The organism is Nitrospirota bacterium (assembly GCA_023229435.1).
GTDB lineage: Bacteria > Nitrospirota > UBA9217 > UBA9217 > UBA9217 > JALNZF01.
This window is the reverse complement of record JALNZF010000003.1, coordinates 118,125-135,888: the sequence shown is the minus strand read 5'-3', so window position 1 is coordinate 135,888 and position 17,764 is coordinate 118,125. Positions and strand designations below refer to the sequence as shown.

18 protein-coding genes are annotated in these 17,764 nt (G+C 55.0%); 13 read left to right on the top strand and 5 right to left on the bottom strand.

Annotation, left to right across the window (positions count from 1 at the left end):
- Positions 1-244 precede the first annotated feature (244 nt).
- Complete coding sequence (locus tag M0R70_03660) at positions 245-781, top strand: DUF4337 domain-containing protein (protein MCK9418460.1); 537 nt, start codon at positions 245-247, stop codon at positions 779-781.
- Positions 782-829: 48 nt separating this feature from the next.
- Positions 830-1,570, top strand: a complete 741-nt coding sequence (locus M0R70_03655; GenBank protein MCK9418459.1) for a hypothetical protein — start codon at positions 830-832, stop codon at positions 1,568-1,570.
- Between the two features lie 16 nt (positions 1,571-1,586).
- Here the strand turns inward: M0R70_03655 and M0R70_03650 are convergent, their stop codons facing one another.
- On the bottom strand, positions 1,587-2,900 hold the full coding sequence (locus tag M0R70_03650; protein ID MCK9418458.1) for a LysM peptidoglycan-binding domain-containing protein: 1,314 nt from the start codon (positions 2,898-2,900) through the stop codon (positions 1,587-1,589).
- Between the two features lie 292 nt (positions 2,901-3,192).
- Here M0R70_03650 and M0R70_03645 point away from each other — a divergent pair, with 292 nt between their 5' ends.
- From M0R70_03645 to M0R70_03620, 6 genes are all read left to right on the top strand, one after another.
- Positions 3,193-5,343: an ATP-binding protein gene (locus tag M0R70_03645; protein MCK9418457.1), complete on the top strand. Its 2,151-nt coding sequence runs from the start codon at positions 3,193-3,195 to the stop codon at positions 5,341-5,343.
- Between the two features lie 95 nt (positions 5,344-5,438).
- Complete coding sequence (locus M0R70_03640) at positions 5,439-5,807, top strand: rhodanese-like domain-containing protein (protein MCK9418456.1); 369 nt, start codon at positions 5,439-5,441, stop codon at positions 5,805-5,807.
- A complete protein-coding gene (locus M0R70_03635) occupies positions 5,785-6,438 on the top strand; it encodes an N-glycosylase/DNA lyase (GenBank protein ID MCK9418455.1) in 654 nt (217 codons plus the stop codon). The genes M0R70_03640 and M0R70_03635 overlap by 23 nt, the downstream gene beginning before the upstream one ends.
- A 70-nt stretch (positions 6,439-6,508) precedes the next feature.
- On the top strand, positions 6,509-7,690 hold the full coding sequence (locus M0R70_03630; protein ID MCK9418454.1) for a hypothetical protein: 1,182 nt from the start codon (positions 6,509-6,511) through the stop codon (positions 7,688-7,690).
- A gap of 86 nt (positions 7,691-7,776) precedes the next feature.
- On the top strand, positions 7,777-8,076 hold the full coding sequence (locus M0R70_03625; protein MCK9418453.1) for a hypothetical protein: 300 nt from the start codon (positions 7,777-7,779) through the stop codon (positions 8,074-8,076).
- Between the two features lie 118 nt (positions 8,077-8,194).
- Positions 8,195-8,581 (top strand): HEAT repeat domain-containing protein, encoded by a 387-nt coding sequence (locus M0R70_03620; GenBank protein MCK9418452.1) that lies wholly within the window; start codon positions 8,195-8,197, stop codon positions 8,579-8,581.
- A gap of 154 nt (positions 8,582-8,735) precedes the next feature.
- On the opposite strand, the gene M0R70_03615 is transcribed toward M0R70_03620, so the two are convergent.
- Positions 8,736-9,917, bottom strand: a complete 1,182-nt coding sequence (locus M0R70_03615) for a hypothetical protein (GenBank protein MCK9418451.1) — start codon at positions 9,915-9,917, stop codon at positions 8,736-8,738.
- A 21-nt stretch (positions 9,918-9,938) separates the two neighbouring features.
- The gene (locus tag M0R70_03610; protein ID MCK9418450.1) at positions 9,939-11,057 is read right to left on the bottom strand and encodes a hypothetical protein; all 1,119 of its coding nucleotides are present in this window, start codon (positions 11,055-11,057) and stop codon (positions 9,939-9,941) included.
- A gap of 243 nt (positions 11,058-11,300) precedes the next feature.
- Between M0R70_03610 and M0R70_03605 the strand changes: the two genes are divergently transcribed.
- From M0R70_03605 to M0R70_03585, 5 genes are all read left to right on the top strand, one after another.
- On the top strand, positions 11,301-11,630 hold the full coding sequence (locus tag M0R70_03605; protein ID MCK9418449.1) for a hypothetical protein: 330 nt from the start codon (positions 11,301-11,303) through the stop codon (positions 11,628-11,630).
- 21 nt (positions 11,631-11,651) lie between these two features.
- Entirely contained in the window at positions 11,652-12,125 is a 474-nt protein-coding gene (locus tag M0R70_03600) for an OsmC family protein (GenBank protein ID MCK9418448.1), read from the top strand.
- Between the two features lie 100 nt (positions 12,126-12,225).
- On the top strand, positions 12,226-13,347 hold the full coding sequence (locus M0R70_03595) for a phospholipase D-like domain-containing protein (protein ID MCK9418447.1): 1,122 nt from the start codon (positions 12,226-12,228) through the stop codon (positions 13,345-13,347).
- Positions 13,348-13,469: 122 nt separating this feature from the next.
- Positions 13,470-14,042: a rubrerythrin family protein gene (locus tag M0R70_03590; protein ID MCK9418446.1), complete on the top strand. Its 573-nt coding sequence runs from the start codon at positions 13,470-13,472 to the stop codon at positions 14,040-14,042.
- Between the two features lie 69 nt (positions 14,043-14,111).
- Positions 14,112-14,414, top strand: a complete 303-nt coding sequence (locus tag M0R70_03585) for a hypothetical protein (GenBank protein MCK9418445.1) — start codon at positions 14,112-14,114, stop codon at positions 14,412-14,414.
- A gap of 296 nt (positions 14,415-14,710) precedes the next feature.
- Here the strand turns inward: M0R70_03585 and pyk are convergent, their stop codons facing one another.
- Positions 14,711-16,135, bottom strand: coding sequence for a pyruvate kinase (gene pyk / locus M0R70_03580; GenBank protein MCK9418444.1), 1,425 nt, complete (start codon positions 16,133-16,135; stop codon positions 14,711-14,713).
- Positions 16,136-16,253: 118 nt separating this feature from the next.
- A complete protein-coding gene (locus M0R70_03575) occupies positions 16,254-17,378 on the bottom strand; it encodes a DUF362 domain-containing protein (GenBank protein ID MCK9418443.1) in 1,125 nt (374 codons plus the stop codon).
- Between the last annotated feature and the right edge of the window lie 386 nt (positions 17,379-17,764).

Sequence of the window (17,764 nt, the reverse complement as noted above, 5' to 3'; positions counted from 1 at the left end):
ATATAGGCGGCCATCTTATTTAATCCCCACTAATCCCGATTGACGCAGCCAGTACCTTGTTTGCGATTTTACCCTGATGCGTGTTCAGTGCGCTTCTGTTCTCGGCGGATTGCCCGATGGCTTTTTCAACGCGCATATTCGCGAATAGTTTTACGTACGGCTTGTATCAAGGCAGTATTGACTAATCATCTGGTTTTGGGTAGTATAGGCCTTCATAAAACAGGATCAGGGAGGAAGGATATTCATGGCGGAAGAAAAAAAAGAACCATGGCTCAATTATCTCGCGCTTACCACGGTGATCTTCGCGGTGTGCGCCACGCTCTCGACGCTCAAAGGAGGGGGATTCTCTACCCGGTCGGTGATGTCTCAGGCACAGGCCTCGGACCAGTGGGCATATTACCAGTCCAAGAGCATTAAAGGCTACGTCTACGAGCTTCAGAAGGAGAAGTTTGAGATGGACCTCAGGACGATCAAAGGCATGCCCCGATCGCTGGCCTCTGATTATGAGAAGCGGATCGCGGCATACCGGGAAAAGATAGACCGGTACGAAAAGGAAAAGGAGGAGATCAAGAAAAAGGCCGAGGAACTGGAAAAGATTCGCGATCAGGCCCAGTTGCACGCGGGCGCATTCGGCATGGCCGCCATGTTCCTCCAGATCGCCATCCTGCTCTCTTCCATTGCAGCTTTAATGAAGAGGAAACTATTCTGGTTCATCGGCATGGGGGCAGGGTGCTTTGGTTTGGTATACTTCTTCAACGGGTTCTTTCTTTTTATGAAGTAGGTCATGAAAATCCGGGCGATTTGAAGAACGCCCCGGGGGAGATAAGAGATGAATCGTCTCAAGTGGCAGATCATATTAGGAATAATGCTGGTAGCCGTGTCGGTCGCTCTGTACATTGTGCAGATCTATATTTTTCATGCATCGCGTGACACGTTCTTTTATCTGTTTCAGGACCTTGCTTTCATACCTATTCAGGTCCTGTTGGTCACCCTGATACTGAACCAGCTGCTGAATGTGCGCGAGAAACAATCGATGTTGAACAAGCTGAACATGGTCATCGGCTCGTTTTTCAGCGAGGTCGGGACCTCGCTTCTCAAATCGTTCTCGGCATTCGATCAAAACAGAGAAAAGATCAGGGGAGAGCTTTTAGTACAAGGAGGGTGGACGGACCGACAGTTTGCCGCCGCGACCAGGAGGGTCCGCAGCAATGATTACAACATACAGTATGCCGAGAGTGATCTGCAGGCGCTCAAGACCTTCTTAGCGGGGAAACGGGACTTTCTGCTCGGTTTGCTCGAGAACCCGAACCTGCTCGAACATGAGACGTTCACGGAGCTTCTGTGGTCGGTTTTCCATTTATCCGAGGAACTGGCAGTGCGGGAAGACTTGCGGAGTCTGCCTCCGGCGGACGGCAACCACATCGCCGGAGACATAAAGCGGGCGCATACCGTCCTTATCGTGGAGTGGCTTGCCTACATGAAACATCTGAAACACGACTACCCGTACCTGTTCTCGTTCGCAGTGCGGACAAACCCCTTTGACCCGAATGCGTCACCTGAAGTAAAATAGGGTATTTCCTTCCGGCTTATTTCTTGAATTCAACGGCATTGCCCTTGCCCATCGCCTCGGTGCTTTTCCGTACCACGGCGGTCGAGGTGTGTTCTTTCACGATCAACACCTGCACTTCGCCGATCACTTTTCTCGGGAAGCCGCGCTTGGCCGGCTCTTCAAATACGATGAAAAGGTCCCCGGGTTCAACGCCGTCCGCGTTGCCCTTGTCAAGATACACGACGTCATACTGAGCATTGATGCTGCGCTTGTCCGTTACTTCGAGGATATATCCCTTTATGTCCTTGGCCTTCTTTGCTGAGGAATGATAGATGGCAACCGGCTCCTGATAGGGGGTCAACATGTTGCCTTTTTCGATCGCATCGAAGGAGAGCGTGATCCGGGCGGTGAGCACATCGGCAGCGGGGTCCTTTGCCGTGATCTGGAGAATGCCGAGGCCCTTCGTAAGTTTGCCGAAATACACTCCCGTTTTAGGGTGTTTTACCTTGTTCAGGGGGGTGAATATGAGATACTTGTCCCCGATCTTTATATTTTCCGCGCCGCTCATCGAGACATACACGATATCATCGTAACCGAAAATTGCCTTGCCTTTCTCAGGCGATCCGGTGATGATATCTCCCGTTTCTTCTTCATTCACAAAACCCATGCTGAGCATGGCGTATTTATCGACAACAGGATAGACCTGCTCCTCGGGCATGACGAGTCTGTTCCCCCCTGACGGCATTTCCGCACCGGTTTCTGCGGAAACGGGCTGGGTCGGTTTCGGGCTGGAAACATAGGCCCCCGCAATCCCTTCACGCTGTCTGATGGGTTCTTCAGACGGGGCTGCAGTTTCTCTGGCTGGTTCCTGTTTTTCCACGATCGGCTTCTCCGGCGCTGCCGCCTGCAATGCCCGTTCGATCGGAGCGAGACCGGGGATCATCAGTTTGTTCCCCGTGAATATCAGGTCCGGATTGTTGATGGCCGGGTTTGCCTTCCAGATGAACGGCCAGAGGAAGGGGTCTTTTAAGAACGTATTTGAGATGTCCCACAGCGTGTCTCCCCGTTTGATGATATACAGGGTAAGGTCTTCCGCTGCGGGTTCGGGCTGGACTACCGCGGTTTCACGTGCTGCGGGTTCCGGCGCAACGGGCGCGGATTCCGGTGCGGCGGGTACGGGCTCGACTGCCGCCGATTCCGGCGCAGGAACAGGCGCCTCAGCCTGCGGCACCGCCGCCGGAGGCGGCGCGGGGTCTGCTTTTTTTTGCTGGAGATGAGATGTGCAGGAAAAGAGTATGGGGATAAGAACGATACAAAGTGATTGCATGATGTGTTTCAACCGTGTGGTCATTCCCGCCTCCTGATTTTTTATCGTTAACTGATCGTGTTCACTTCCGGGCCGCGGTCAACTTTATTTCGCTTGTGAACTTCACAAAGATTCGATCTTGCCCCCTCTCCGGTGGACCGGGAGCGGGATTTTGCCGTGGATCATTTTCTTAGAAGATATACGAGAAACCTCTTGTTTGTCAAGAGAATTAATCAAGCAACAGCCAAAACCAGACCTTGCTTTTGACGGGTCTTTTTGGTATTCTTCCGATATTATGAGGTTCACCACTCAAGAGGGCAAGGGAGGGTGGAGAGGTGTGCTCTACCTTGTTACTTTTCTCCTCCTGACCGCGCTCGCCATTGTGCTTCAGCTCCAATACCGTGGTTTTGAAGGACCGCTTTCCGACAATATCCTGATCTTCATCCTCATCAATGCGAACTTCCTGCTTCTGGCGGCGGTCATCTTCATGATGGCCAGGAGCCTTTGGAAGCTTTGGATGGAGCGGAGACAGGGTGTGTTGGGGGCACGGTTCCGGACCAAACTGGTCTTTGCCTTCGTCAGCCTGTCGTTCATTCCGCCGGTGCTCCTTTTTTTGATCGGCAGCGGGATGTTCACCAGGAGTATCGAGCGGCTTTTCAGCCTCAGGATAGAGAACTCGCTTCTGGATTCGGTCTCGGTCGCGCAGGAGTACTACGACCGTCTCCAGAAAGAGGCTACTGATTTCGGCAATCAGATCAGCGGTCAGATGACCGACGCCAGGCTCTTGCCCCAGTTTGAGAATCAGGTGATCGAGAGTTACCTGGCCAGGAAGGCAGACGAGTACGGTCTGGGTTCGGTTGAACTCTTCACCTCCCCCCACGAACGGGCAGTGGTCGTTGTTACGCATCAGTATCCGTCGAAAACCTTTACGCAGACATCTGCAGATCTCGTGGCCAAGGCCTTTAAAGGGCAGGAGGTCGCCGATGTGACGGGGGCGGCAAAAAAGGGTGACATCATGCGGGCGGTCGTCCCGCTCTATGAACTTTCACCATCGGGAGAAGGAAGACAGATCGCCGCGGCGGTTGCCGTCAGTTTTTATATTCCCCGGAGCCTGGCCGCAAAGTCGGACAGTATTCGCGAAGGGTACGCACAGTACCGGTCGGCGTTCAGCAAAAAGGACCCGATAAAATTGTCCTACCGGCTCGGGTTCCTTTCGGTCACGCTGGCGCTTCTTCTCGCGGCGATCTGGGTGGCGCTTCGCGTGGCCGCCGGTATCACGGTGCCTATCAGGAAACTGGCGGAAGGGACCGCGGCGGTGGCGGCAGGCAGGTTCGATTACCGGATCGATGAAAAGTCCGACGACGAGGTGGGGGTGCTGATCGCCTCGTTCAACAAGATGACGCATGATCTCCAGCACTCCCGGGAGCAGGTCGAGCAGGAAGTCAACTACAAGAAGACGATTCTCTCGAACATCGAGACCGGGGTCGTCTCCATCGATCGCGGAGGGAGAATCACGACGGTCAACCACTCGGCATCGGAGATCCTCGGCATTCAGGAGCAGGACGTGCTCGGGAAACGGTATGATGAGGCTTTCGGGTTCCTCGAGCTGGATCCGATCCGCAGCCTGTTCCGCAAACTCGAGCAGGGCCAGGGACGGGCAGAGGAGGAATTGTCGCTCAACGTGCGGGGCAGGATACTGACCCTCCGGATACGCATCTCCACGCTCAGGGACAGCAACGGCATGCCCATCGGCTCGGTCATCACCTTCGACGACCTTACGGAACTGCTGCGCGCCAAGAAGGCGGAGACCTGGCAGGATGTGGCGAGACGGATCGCGCACGAGTTCAAGAACCCGCTCACGCCGATCAAGCTTTCCGCCGAACGGCTGCGCAAGAAACACGCAGAGGGTTCCCCGGACTTCAACGCCGTCTTCGATGAGTGCAGTATGACGATCGTGCAGGAGGCAGATGGACTGCGGAAGCTTGTGGACGAATTCGCGAACTTTGCGCGCATGCCGAGCTCGACCCCGACGCTTCAACCCCTCGCGCCGGTGCTCGAAAGCGTGGTGCAGCTTTACAGCGGTGCGCACAAGGATATTGTGTTCGTGAAGGATATCATGCCGGAACTGCCGGAGGTGTTCCTCGACCGTGAGCAGATCAAACGGGTGTTCATTAATCTGTTTGAAAACGCGGTGGAGGCCATGGGAGGCAAGGGCAGGATCCTGGTTGCGGCGAAGATGGCCTCTTCCGGCATGGCGCAGATAGAGGTCGCCGATGAAGGGCCGGGAATCGCGGATGAGGATGTGCCGAAGCTGTTCCAGCCGGATTTCTCGCGAAAGAAGAAAAAGAGCGGACTTGGCCTGGCAATCGTGCTCAGGATCATCAAGGACCACAGCGGCACGATCCGCGTGTCAAAGAATGACCCGCGCGGAGCGCGATTCATCATAGAACTGCCGGTGGGGGTGAAGAATGAAGCAGTTCGGAGTTAGGAGTTAGGAGTTAGGAGTTCGGAGTAACGCCATCGAAGTGGGCTTAGCCGAACTCCGAACTATGAACTCCGAACTGAATTTAAGGGGGGGGCATCTTGGATACAGCATCAACAATACTGTTAGTCGTTATCGTGATCTATCTTATCTTCAAATTGTTCGGTTTTCTGGGGCGGTTGGGGATCCGGCAGATCTCGCCGAAGGAACTTGATCTGAAGAAGGGCATGATGCTCCTCGATGTCCGCACGGACAAGGAGCACGAGAACGGACATATTCCGGGCTCGGTCCATGTGCCATTGTCGGACATCGGCGACAAGATCAAAAAGCTCAAAAAGGACAAAGAGCTGGTGGTGTACTGCCAGAACGGCAACCGGAGCATCTGGGCCATTAAACGGCTGATGGGCATGGGTTACAAAAACCTCACCAACCTGAAGGGCGGCTACAATGCCTGGAAGAGAAATCATTGACGAGCTGAGGCGCGACTACCGGGCGAAAAAGCCGCTGATCGTAAAGCGGCTCGCCGAGTTCAGAAAAGTGTACGAGAAGGGCGACCGGGCGATCTTCGAAGAACTCTGCTACTGTATCCTCACCGCGGGCAGCAGCGCGAAAATGGGCATGCGCACGGTGGAGGCGCTCAAGGACCTTCTCAGAAGCGGCAGCGAGAAGGAACTCCGGCGGCGCGCACAGGCGCACAGCGTCCGGTTCTGGCGCCTGAGGCCGTCGTACATTGTCCATACGAGGGAATATCTCGATGAGGCATGCGGGCGGAAGATCAAACAGTTGGTCGGCTCTTTTGACTGCCGCGATGCGCGTCGTGACTTTTTCGCGAAGAACAAGGGCGTAAAAGGGATAGGCTATAAAGAGGCGAGCCATTTTCTGCGCAACATCGGCTTCCCCGGCTATGCCATTCTTGACAAACACATACTGAACAGCCTCCGCGAGCTGGGGGTTATCAGCACGCGTATGCGTCCCACAACGCGCGCAGGCTACCTCGCGATCGAGAAGAAACTTGAGAAATTCGCCAAAGAGATCGGCATCGACATGGACCACCTGGACCTGCTCCTGTGGTCCCGCAAGACCGGGGAGATATTAAAGTAATGCGGATTGCGGAGTGCGGAATGCGGATTGAAAAAGCGAAGCGCATGCCGAGCGTTCCCGGCGGTGCCAGATGAAAAAGATCATCTTCCTTTCCGTACTGGTCATCATCGGCATTCTGTTTTTCACCCAGATCAAGAGAGGGTGCCTGAGCCTTCTCATCCTTGTCGACAGCGTGCGGCCGCCGGAGAAGGCCTTGATGGGGAAACTCATCGACGGGCCGGCGAAGACGAAGGTGACGATTCCGAGCAGGGGCAGGATAATTCACGCTGATCTCTATCGTTCTCACCTGCGAGGCAGACAGTTCCCGCTGCTCCTCGTGCATGGAATGAACCCATCAGGCAAGGATGATGAACAACTCGTGCTTCTGGCCAAAGACCTGGCAAGGGCAGGGTTTCTTGTCCTGGTCCCTGATCTGGAGGGCGTGAAGAACTTTCGGATCAGGATCACCGATGCCGAGGACGTCCTCCAGAGTTTCCGGTACATGAGCGCGGGGGAGCATGCCGGACCCCGAGGGGGCATGATAGGCATAAGCTGCGGAGCGGGGCCCATGCTGCTTGCCGCGGCGGACCGGCGGATACGGGACAAGGTCAGCGTCGTCGCGACCGTCGGAGGGTATTACGATCTCCGCAATGTGCTGTCCTTTGCACTGACCGGCGCCTGCGATTACGGGGGACACCGGGGAGACGTCAGGCCGGAAGCCTCGCTCCGGTGGATGTTCGCATACCGGAATCTCGATCTCCTGCGTTCGTTCGATGACCGGGAGAAGCTCAGAAAGATCATCGAAAAACGGAACCGATACGAGGTTGCAGCCGCCGAATCGCTCGCAAAATCGCTCGGTCCGGAGGGCAGGGCGCTTTACGGTTTTTTTGTCAATACCGACCGGAAACGTTTCGCGCCGCTCTATGAGAACCTCCCGTTGCCGGTGAGGGAATATGTGTATCAGTTGTCTCCGGCACGGGCGATAAAATATATCACCGCCTCATTCATCATTATCCACGGGATTGATGATTATTCCGTCCCCTATACGGAGAGCATGAGGCTTGCCGATGCTGTGGGCGACAAGAATCGGGTACGTCTTGCGCTCCTGCCGCAGCTTATGCAGAGCGGCCCCACCGAGCCGTCGGCAGGCGAGCGGTACCAACGGTATGTTCTGGGAGGGTGGCGCCTGTTTACATCGATCTACGAACTCCTGGAGATGAGCAGTAGAGATGAGACGGGAGACAGAAGGCAGGACGTGGAACGTGGGAAGTAGGAAGTGGTAAGATACACTTTCTATTGGCGAGATAAAATTACATTCTGGTTGCTGTCCACTCTCGACTGCCTCTTGAAAGGGAAACTATGCGGGATAAGAGTCTCAAAAAAACAGTCATAATCGGCGCCTGGATCGGCGCGCTGGTCAGTCTGGGTACAGCTCTTTCCATGGATATTGTTCTGTCCGATACCTTCCAGGGGACCTGGTGGGATGCGGCTGCCAGAGACGTGACCAGGATGTTCGGACCAATATGGGGACAAAACGTCTTCGCGGTCGGGCTTCTTCTCGTTCTCGTGATGGTGTTCCTGGCAGGTTTTGGCGCTTTGCTTGGAGCTGCCGGTGGTCTTATGATGAACATTTTTTTCAAGAGTGTGCTCAAGTTATAAGGGGTGGTTCAGAAAACGGTGAAACGAATAGTACTGGGAACGCTGCGATCGACCCCCGCGCTACTTTGGCAGGCATCGGGGCGTTCATCGGCGGCGGAATGAATTCCTGTATATCCCTATGAACGACATTGAAATGCGGGCCATGCTCATCGAACACATGGGCAATGGCTTCCTCGAAAATATCATCGCGATGTTGAAGCAGGACAGCTCACTCTACCGGTTCATTCCCGATCTGCTGGGTGATGATAACCTCCGGGTGAGGCTTGGGGCAACGGCGCTGGTGGAGGAGCTTGTTGTTGAACATCGAGAGGAACTCATGGCGGCGGTGCCGGGGACCATCGGGCTTTTGAAACATGAGAGTCCGACCATACGGGGGGACGCCGCCTCGGTGCTCGGTATTATCAAGGCTGAGTCCGCAGTCGATGCATTGCGAATATGTCTGCATGACGACCATCCCGGGGTCCGCGAGGTCGCACGGGATGCTCTTGCGGAGATAGCCGGCTGAAACACCATAAACCGTCATTCCCGAGTGCCTCTATCCCCGATAGATTCGTTCGGGGACGAATCCAGGTTCTCGCATTTTGAAGCGAGCACCATATCCCCGATTAAACCATTCGGGGATGACATTTTTTAGTTGCGGCCAGAGGCTTATATCCGTGTTACCATCCGATATTCACGGTCACGAGCTGCCGCTTGTCCTTGTCCTGGCCGGCATAGGCGCCGATCTCTTCCGTATACATTGCATAGGAAACGGTGAAGATCAGCAGGCGAAGGTCAAAACCCAGGGTCGGGGAGCTTTCATACATACCGGCCCGGAGGGCCAGTTCAGCAGGCCAAATATCGAAGAGCTGCAGTTCGGCGCCGATCCTGAGCCTCTTGGCGAAGTCTTTGTCCTGTTTGAAGTTGTTCAATACGTCGATATAGTCCGCTCCAACCGTCAACGACCGGAACGCCGAGAGGGCAGGGTTGATGGCAACGCCGACATTGACGGTTTGGGGTATTTTCCCGGCCGGGCCGAAGCTCATGTTGCCGATATTCATGATCGATGCGCCGAAGGACGGCTTGAGCGGAGAATCCTGGGCAAATTTCCAAATAAGGCCGGTGTCAAAACCGATGGCATTGCCGCTCACTCTCAGATCGTCCTTGATATAGTCGCCGAGGTTGTCCTGCTTTTCAACCAGTTCCCGGGCGGTGAAATTGTGGATCAGCGCTTCCCGGTGGAGTGATTTGATCGTGAGGCCGACAAAGATGTCGTTTGTTACGCCGTAGCTCACCCCGCCCAGGGCGCCGTATACCGCGTCCGCATTCACCTCAAGAAAACCGTCGGCGCCGAATCCCTGATGGGTGATCGCGTCAAGCCGTCCATTTGCGATGCCACCGACGCCGAAGGCCCATCGGTCGTAGCTTTTGCCGAGCGAGGTAAAGTCAGACACCCTCAGGTGCAGGTTTTTCCCCCGGTACTTCGCGAGGACGTCGTTCGTAGCCCTGAGCTGGTCATCATCAGTTTTCCCATCATGATTGAGATCGGCCGTATCGGAGGCGTCCTGAAAATCATTCAACATGCTCTTGGCATTTTTCCCGTACTCGGCGCTGACATTGATGAGGTTGAATTCCCATCCTTTGTCCCGGGGAATATTGATCAGTCCCGCTGGATTATAGAACAGCGAATCGACCCTTCCACCCACAGCGGTATAGGCTCCGCCCATGCCCATGGCACGGGTGGATTTATAAATATACGGGTATTCCCGTGTGGTAGGGTTCTGGGCGAAGGCAATCGCCGGGAGCACGATTACAACGGCGGCAACAAGCAGCCAGTATCGTTTCTTCATTATGCCTGACATGTGAATAACCTCCTCCGCGGATTAATTAAGATTGGTTTCAATATAGTTTGAAAGATCACTCGACGAACAGTAGGTCACGGCCCCGTCCAGACATGACTGAGGACAGGTGTTGCCGGGACAAACGCTGGTACATGGCGTCGTACAGGCCTGGTCCTGGATGTCATTCATGGAGGTGGTAACATCCGATGTCGTTGTCGTTATGGCAGTGCTTAATGAGCTGACCGAATTGTTGATGCTTGTGTCGATGGAGACTACAAGGTCGAGATTGGCACCGGTAAGCGGGCAAGGCCACGTCTCCGAGCTATTGATCGCATTGGCGCACTCGGTGGATTTGGTCGTGGCAACCCAGTACTTGTTTGTTTCCGCATCCTTGTAAAGGAGTCTCTTATAGGTCGTCGATGTGCATGCAGGCAAAGAAGGATCGATTGTAGATGTGGCAATACTGATGAGCAGTCCGCTGTACGTGCCGTTCACCAGCAGTCCTGCCGGATCGAGAAGGGTGATGTCAATCGGAGCGAGGGGGGAGTACGATGCGCCAGTGCAGGTCAGCGAGGTCCCGAGACTGATGTTGCTGGCTGCGTTCAGCGCGCATGCGGTCGCATCAGCCTCGTCCGGGACCTGGTTATTGTTCTTATCGCAGGACATATTAAGCGTACCATCAGCATTCACGAGGTTCGGGATGACCATCTTCATCAGCACGAGGCCCTTGATCATGTCGACAAGACTAATATAGAACTTTGCGTCATGATACGTGTCCGCGGTGGCAGGAACGCTGTTGTACTCCGTTCTCGAATTGTCGATAAAGGTGAGGGTGTTCTCATCAACGTTCCCGATGAGGGCGGTCATGTAGACCGTGAGATCGCTGGTAGTTGTGGAGGTGTTGCTGTTGTTGCTGCCGTTGTTGGTTTCGCTGAACCGGTTGATCACGTTCGCGATGTCGAATCCGGCCTTGCCGAAATAAGCGGCGCCCCGCTGCATTGCATCGGCGCATCCGGACGAGAGCACCGCGTCATAGTTGCCTTGATCGAGGTTCATGGTTGTCTCATGTTGACATGCCTCGTCCGAGCTTTTCTTGCTGCAGCCCAAAAAGAGCAACGAGACGCTTGCTGCGAGCAGTATATACGTTTTTAACTTGTTCATACCGTCCTCCTCTTCACTGTTATCATCTCAAAAAATACCGTATCGTTGCGGTAATTTGGCAATTAGCACAGGCAAAACAACCGCTTAAGCTTATTCTGTATGATAGAGGAGAACAGGTATTGAGTCAAGTAATATCATCCCTTTTCATGATACCGGATAATTGACCTGCCGACGCTGTTGTTCCTGCCGGCCTATCAGGATTTTTTATTTGACAGTGACACATTTCTCAATATACTATTCAGTATGAGCACAAAACCTGATAATGAGCCTGTTGATGATGAAGGCTGGGAGTACGGCGATGTCTGGAAGCAGGGTTCACCGGACCAGCCGACGAACGGGGATGATGTCGAGTATGTCGAGATCCTCCGGACGGATGTAGGAGCCGGTTATGACGATTCTTATATGCTGGAACTTGTGACCTATCTCGGCTCTTACGGTATTGAGGCAACGTATGATTCCTTTTCGCTCGGCGTCGAGGGGGGCGCGATCAAGACCTACGTGCTGAAAGCGGAGTCGGGCAAGGAAGAGGAGGCGGTCCGGCTTATCAACGAAAAGTTCAAAGCGCAGCCATGATAACGGGGGAGGAGCAGGCACGTGTCTGAATTGAAGGAAATAAAGGAACTGGAAGAATCGCTCGACGCGTACAAATCCAAGGTCTCGCAGGTGAACAAGGCGACCCTCACCTGGGACAAGGACCTGATTTTCGTGGGCAGGACCAACCGCGGATACGAGGTGGAGTTCGACGCCCAGCAGCAGTGGGGCTGCTCGCCGACCGAGACGCTCCTCCTGAGCGTGGCGGGCTGCATGGCGATCGACATGGTGTCGTTCATCAGGAAAATGAAAGTCGAGATCAAGTCGTACAAAATGGACATTGTGGGGGAGCGCAACCCCACGCCGCCCCAGTACTATACCTCCATCGAGATGATCATTTCCATTACCGGGACCGGCCTCACGGCCAAAAAAATTGAGCGGGGCATCTCGCTTTCGCAGGAGAAATACTGTTCCGTGTACCACTCACTCAGAAAAGACCTGAAAATGAAGGTTGATTACACGTTCGAGAATGTGTAATACTTGAGTGAATGCAAAATGCAAAAATAAAAATGGATAGAGTTTTGCACGCTGTCATTTTGCATTTTGCAATTTACATTTTGCATTTTGAGTTCCCACCATGACCACCGTTCGTCTCCTCAAAAACGGAGCAGAGGCCTTCCCGGCCATGTTTACGGCTATACAGCAGGCAAGGTACTCCATTGCTCTCGAGATGTACATCATTGCCGACGATGATGCGGGGAGGGAGCTTCGGGATCATCTTACTGCGGCTGCCGGGAGGGGCCTGCTGGTCGAAGTACTCGTAGACTCCTGGGGTTCCTGGAATCTTCCTGATGCCTTCTGGGATGGTTTCCTCGCGGCTGACGGCAAGGTGAAATGGTTCCATCCCATCGCAAAAGGAGTTTTTTTCTTCAGGAACCATCGTAAATTGCTGCTTGTTGACGATAGCATCGCGTACATCGGCGGGATGAACGTATCCGAAGAATACTATCGTGGCGCGCACGGAGAACCGCCCTGGCGGGACAACATGGTGGAGATCACGGGCCCGGAAACGGCATGGCTGAGGCATTCATTCGGGAGGATGTGGGCCCGGGCCGGCTCTTCCTTGCGCCGGTTGTTGCTTCAGATACGACGCGAGGTGAGGGTGATCCCCGGAGGAGGCGTGAGGTTCCTTGAGAGCGGCCCTGAAAACCCCGTGTGGCCGGTCCGCAGGGTTTACCGCCAGGTTGTCCAGAAGGCTGAGCAGGACATCAATCTTGCCATGGGCTATTTCTATCCACACGGGAAAATGCTGCGCGCGCTCAAACGCGCCGTAAACCGCGGGGTTCGCGTGCGGCTCCTGTTCTCTCAGAAGACCGACGTACCGGTATCGCGCTGGGCCGCGCGGGGTCTTTACGGCAGGCTGCTCCGGGCCGGGATCGAGGTCTGGGAATATCTTCCTTCCATGATGCATGCAAAGCTCGCGATCGCTGACGATACCGTCGTTGCCGGATCGGCAAACCTGGATGTCCGGAGCGGCAGGATCAATTACGAACTGGTGGTGGTCGTGACAGATGCAGAGCTTGCCTCACAGGCACGCGCTGATTTCGAGGATGACCTGAAACAGTCTGTCCGTATTTTACTCGAGGAGTGGAAGTCACGTCCGCTGATCCAGAAGTTGAAAGAGCGCTTCAGCTACTGGTTGCTTGCGAGAGCTGATATCTTCTTTGCCCGGAGGGAGATTGCGCGGAAAATGAAGTAACGGGAAGGGATTGGCCGCGGATCATCACGAGAGATCCGGAAGACCCAGGGAAAACGGGAGCGTGGAGAAAAGGGAGCAACATCTATTAACGCGTCCATGATCGAACAATACGGGAGGATACCATGAAGCTCAAAGGAACCAAGACGGAAAAAAATCTGCTCGCGTCGTTTGCCGGGGAATCGCAGGCAAGGAACCGCTACACCTTCTTCGCGAGCGCGGCGAAGAAAGAAGGGCATGAGCAGATAGCGGCCATCTTCCTCGAGACCGCCGAGAACGAAAAGGAGCATGCCAAGCGGTTCTTCAAGTTCCTCGAAGGCGGCATGGTTGAATTCACGGCTGCATTTCCGGCCGGCCGCATCGGCACCACGGCCGAGAACCTGAAAGCCGCGGCGGAGGGGGAGCATGAGGAATGGACGAAGCTCTATCCCGGTTCTGCGGATATTGCCCAGCAGGAAGGTTTTCCCGAGGTGGCAACGGCATTCAGGTATATTTCAAAGGTTGAAATTGAGCATGAAAAACGCTATCTAAAGCTGCTTGAAAATGTAATGACGGGAAAGGTCTTTAAAAAGGATGCCCGTACGACCTGGATCTGCAGGAACTGCGGTCATCATCACGAAGGCACGGAACCGCCGGAGCAGTGTCCCGCGTGTCTGCACCCGAAGAACTTCTTTGAACTCTGGGCTGAGAATTATTGAGCAGGATTCCCTGTTGCTATCGGGGGACCAGGGTCGTATTATGTCATGTTGTTGAAGGAGGTCGCACTGATGGATACAAAAGACTGGAAGGTTACCGTGGCCCCGACCTGCCCGCACTGCAAAGCGGTCATGGAAAAGATGGACTCACGCCACCTTGACTGGGATTCGCCCTATCTCTGGGTCTGCTACAATGACGAATGCACGCTGTTTAAAAAGGGCTGGAACCATATGATGGAGAGCGTTGGACAGATGGTGTCCTACCGGTTCATGATCCATCCCCAGAACGGCCAGACGGGCGTGATCCCGGCATTCAGCCATGACTATCTGGATAAGAACAGAAAACAGGCGAACCCGAACTTCGAAAATGAGTGATGGGATTTGATCGTGTTGATGGATGCCGGGACCTGCATACAGGTTCCGGCTTTTTTTATTCGGTGAGATTTCCCGGCAGATGTCCTCGTTCCGCTCAACCGTCATGCTATCCTGACCCTGCACGCTATTTCCTCAGAACTTGATCTGTTCGAGCGAAGGTCTGACCTTGAATAGACCCCTCACCCCAGCCCTCTCCCGCAAGGGGCGAGGGAGGTTTGCCATCCTCTCCCCACCGAGGGAGAGGACCGAGGTGAGGGGGATTGGTTTGCGGTCAAATGCCCCCGCTCGCTCACCCGTCACGATTCAAGGCTTTTGTCCTCGCCGATCCGGTGTATTTTCATCATGTTCGTGCTTCCTGCCACGCCGATGGGCACGCCGGCCGTGATCACAATGAGGTCGTTCTTCCTCGCGAGCTTGCGATACAGCATTGCGCGCTCGACGCTCGCGATCATGTCGTCGGTGGTGCGTTTGGTTTTCAGGATGACCGGTGTCACCCCCCAGTAGAGAGTGATCTTTCTGGCAACCTGATCGAAAGGCGTGGGCGCGATGATGTGCATCCGGGGCCGGTGTTTCGATACCATGAGCGCAGTGGAGCCGGACTGCGTGAAGGTCACGATCGCCCGTGCCTGCTGTTCCTCCGCCGCACGGCAGGCGGCATGGGCCACGCTCTCGTCAGGGCCGGAGATCATGATATCGGGCGGCCAGGGATTCAGGGATGTTTCGGCCTGCACAGCGATCCTCGCCATGACCTCGACAGCCTGGACCGGGTATTTGCCCACCGCGGTCTCGCCCGAGAGCATGACACAGTCCGTGCCATCAAGTATGGCGTTCGCAACATCCGAGGTTTCCGCGCGCGTGGGCTGGGGGTTCTCGATCATGCTTTCGAGCATCTGGGTCGCCGTGATAACCGGCTTCTCAGCCCTGTTGCAGGCCGTGATGATCTTCTTCTGGAGCAGAGGCACCTGTTCGGGAGACATTTCCACCCCCAGGTCGCCGCGCGCCACCATGATGCCGTCAGCCGCGCGGATGATTTCGTCAAGGTTCTGGATGGCCTCGAATTTTTCTATCTTGGCGATGATCGGGATGTCCACGCCGTGCATTTTGAGGAACCGACGCGTGGCGCTGATGTCCTTGGCCGTGCGCACGAACGAGAGCGCGATATAGTCCACGCCCTGCGCGATGCCGAATCTGAGGTCTGCCTTGTCCTTGTAAGAGAGCGAAGGCAGCGAGAGTTTTGCGCCCGGCAGGTTCACTCCCTTGTGGCTCCTGAGCACGCCGCCGCGCACAACCTTGCATCGGAGGCCGCCTGCGGCCTTTGCCAGGACCTTGAGCTCGAGCCTGCCGTCGTCCAGGAGAACCGTGTCGCCTTTTTTCAGGTCCCTGGTAAGGCGGGGATAGGTCACGGAAATAAGCTCACGCGTACCCAGGGCCTTCTTTGTGGTGAGCATCAGCGCGTCCCCGCGTCTTAATGTCACCGCGTCATTTTGAACAGCGCCGATGCGCAGCTTTGGACCCTGCAGGTCCTGGATAATGGCGATCGGCTTTCCCGCTTTTTCAGACTCATCCCGGATGAGCCTGATGCGTCTGGTATGGTCATCCCATTCGCCGTGGGAGAAGTTCAACCGGGCCGCGTCCATGCCGGCGCGGATGAGTTTCGCGATGATGGCGGGTGTGCTTGATGCGGGACCGATGGTGGCGATGATCTTGGTTCGTTTGGGCATTTTAAAACCTCGTGGGTTCAGGGTTCAGCGTTCACGGTTCAGAATTCAGCGTACAGGGAAAAGATATAATGAGAAGTATAGCATAATATGTTTGTCGTCCATCGTCTCTCGTCTGTCTTCACGGCTCCACCTTGACCAACTCGTACTGTTTCGACCCCAGTCCCAGCCGTTCTGCTTCATCGATCTGGATCTGCATCGGCCGGGGATTGAGCTTGAACATGATGTCATCGCCGGGCTTGATGCCGGCTTCTTCTGCCGCGGACTGGGGCAGGGGAGGGGCGGCCCTAAGCATATCGATTGACGCCTGCTCAATGGCCACGATATCATCGGATATCATGATGCCCTGGTCCTGGATGACCGGCACATCGGCGATGGGCATGCAGTCGCACTCGGGCTGGATCTGGAACAGGAAATTGACATACACGACCTTTCCCTTCTTGAATGTCGAGAGCACCGCGGCCGCGGCTTCGGCAAGGCTCTTCTGGAACATCACATCGTCCTGGGGAAGCGTGAGCGCGCCTTCCTGACAGACCCGGCTGCACCGGCCGCAGTGCCAGCAGCTGTTCTGGTCAACGACAAACGTACTCTCTTTGAAATCGATGGCGTGGAGAGGGCAGATGCTCTTGCATTGTTCGCAGAACGTGCACTTCTCGGCGTTCCATTGGAGCCCCATCTCTCCATGGCAGTGCATCCCGCCGCGCCCTTTTTTCCAGCCCTGCTCGCGGTGGCGCGAACTGACGCAGCCCATGGCCAGGTTCTTGAGCGCTCCCGCGTAGCCGGCGTTTATATGTCCCTTGATGTGCGAGCAGACGACCATGGCAGGTGTATCATGAATTGCCGAGGCGACCGCGATCTCCCCGAGGATCGGGCCTGCCTTAACCAGGATGCTGTCCTTGCCGTACAGGCCGTCAGCCAGAACGACCGGCGCTCCGCAGGAGAGGTGGTTCAATCCATTCTGGTTCGCCACTTCTATATAGTCGAGGCCCATGATCCGGACCGTGTCCGTGACAAATGGTTTTGCTTTTGCCTCCTTGACGGCATTAACCACCTTGCGGATCATGACCGGCGGTACGATGCGGAATGCGCCGTGGGAGCCCCAATGCATCTTGATGGCAACCCACTCGTCTTCGGCAAACCGTTCGGAGAAGTTCATTTTTTTGAGCAGGGATTCCAACTTTCCCGGAACACTGTGGCTGTAATCCCATCTCAGTGTGCGTGCGGTGGAGAAATAAACTTTGGACATATTTCACCTCGCTGATTCTGTGATGCTTTGCATTGTCACATGCTGACGATGATACCTACTACTAAACAAAACTGCATTGAGTTTCCATTAGCTATTTCTGATTGTAGTCTGCCTATAACTCAATCTTTAAGTCTGACCCCATTTGTTCTGACCCCATTTGTTCCCAAATCCCGGATGAACTAAACGAGATATGAACAAATTGGCGTCCAATGAAGAATAGCTTCGATTTGCCGACGATACTGCGTATCGATCTGTCGGGGTGCCAGCCGAATGTAGCGTTCTGCGTTATCCCGAGATGCTCCGACTAGCCCACTGAGATATGTAACGATTTGTTCGCACTTTGGGGTATGCCCGTTTTTCCCGTTGAACTTTGGCGGCAGGGTTGT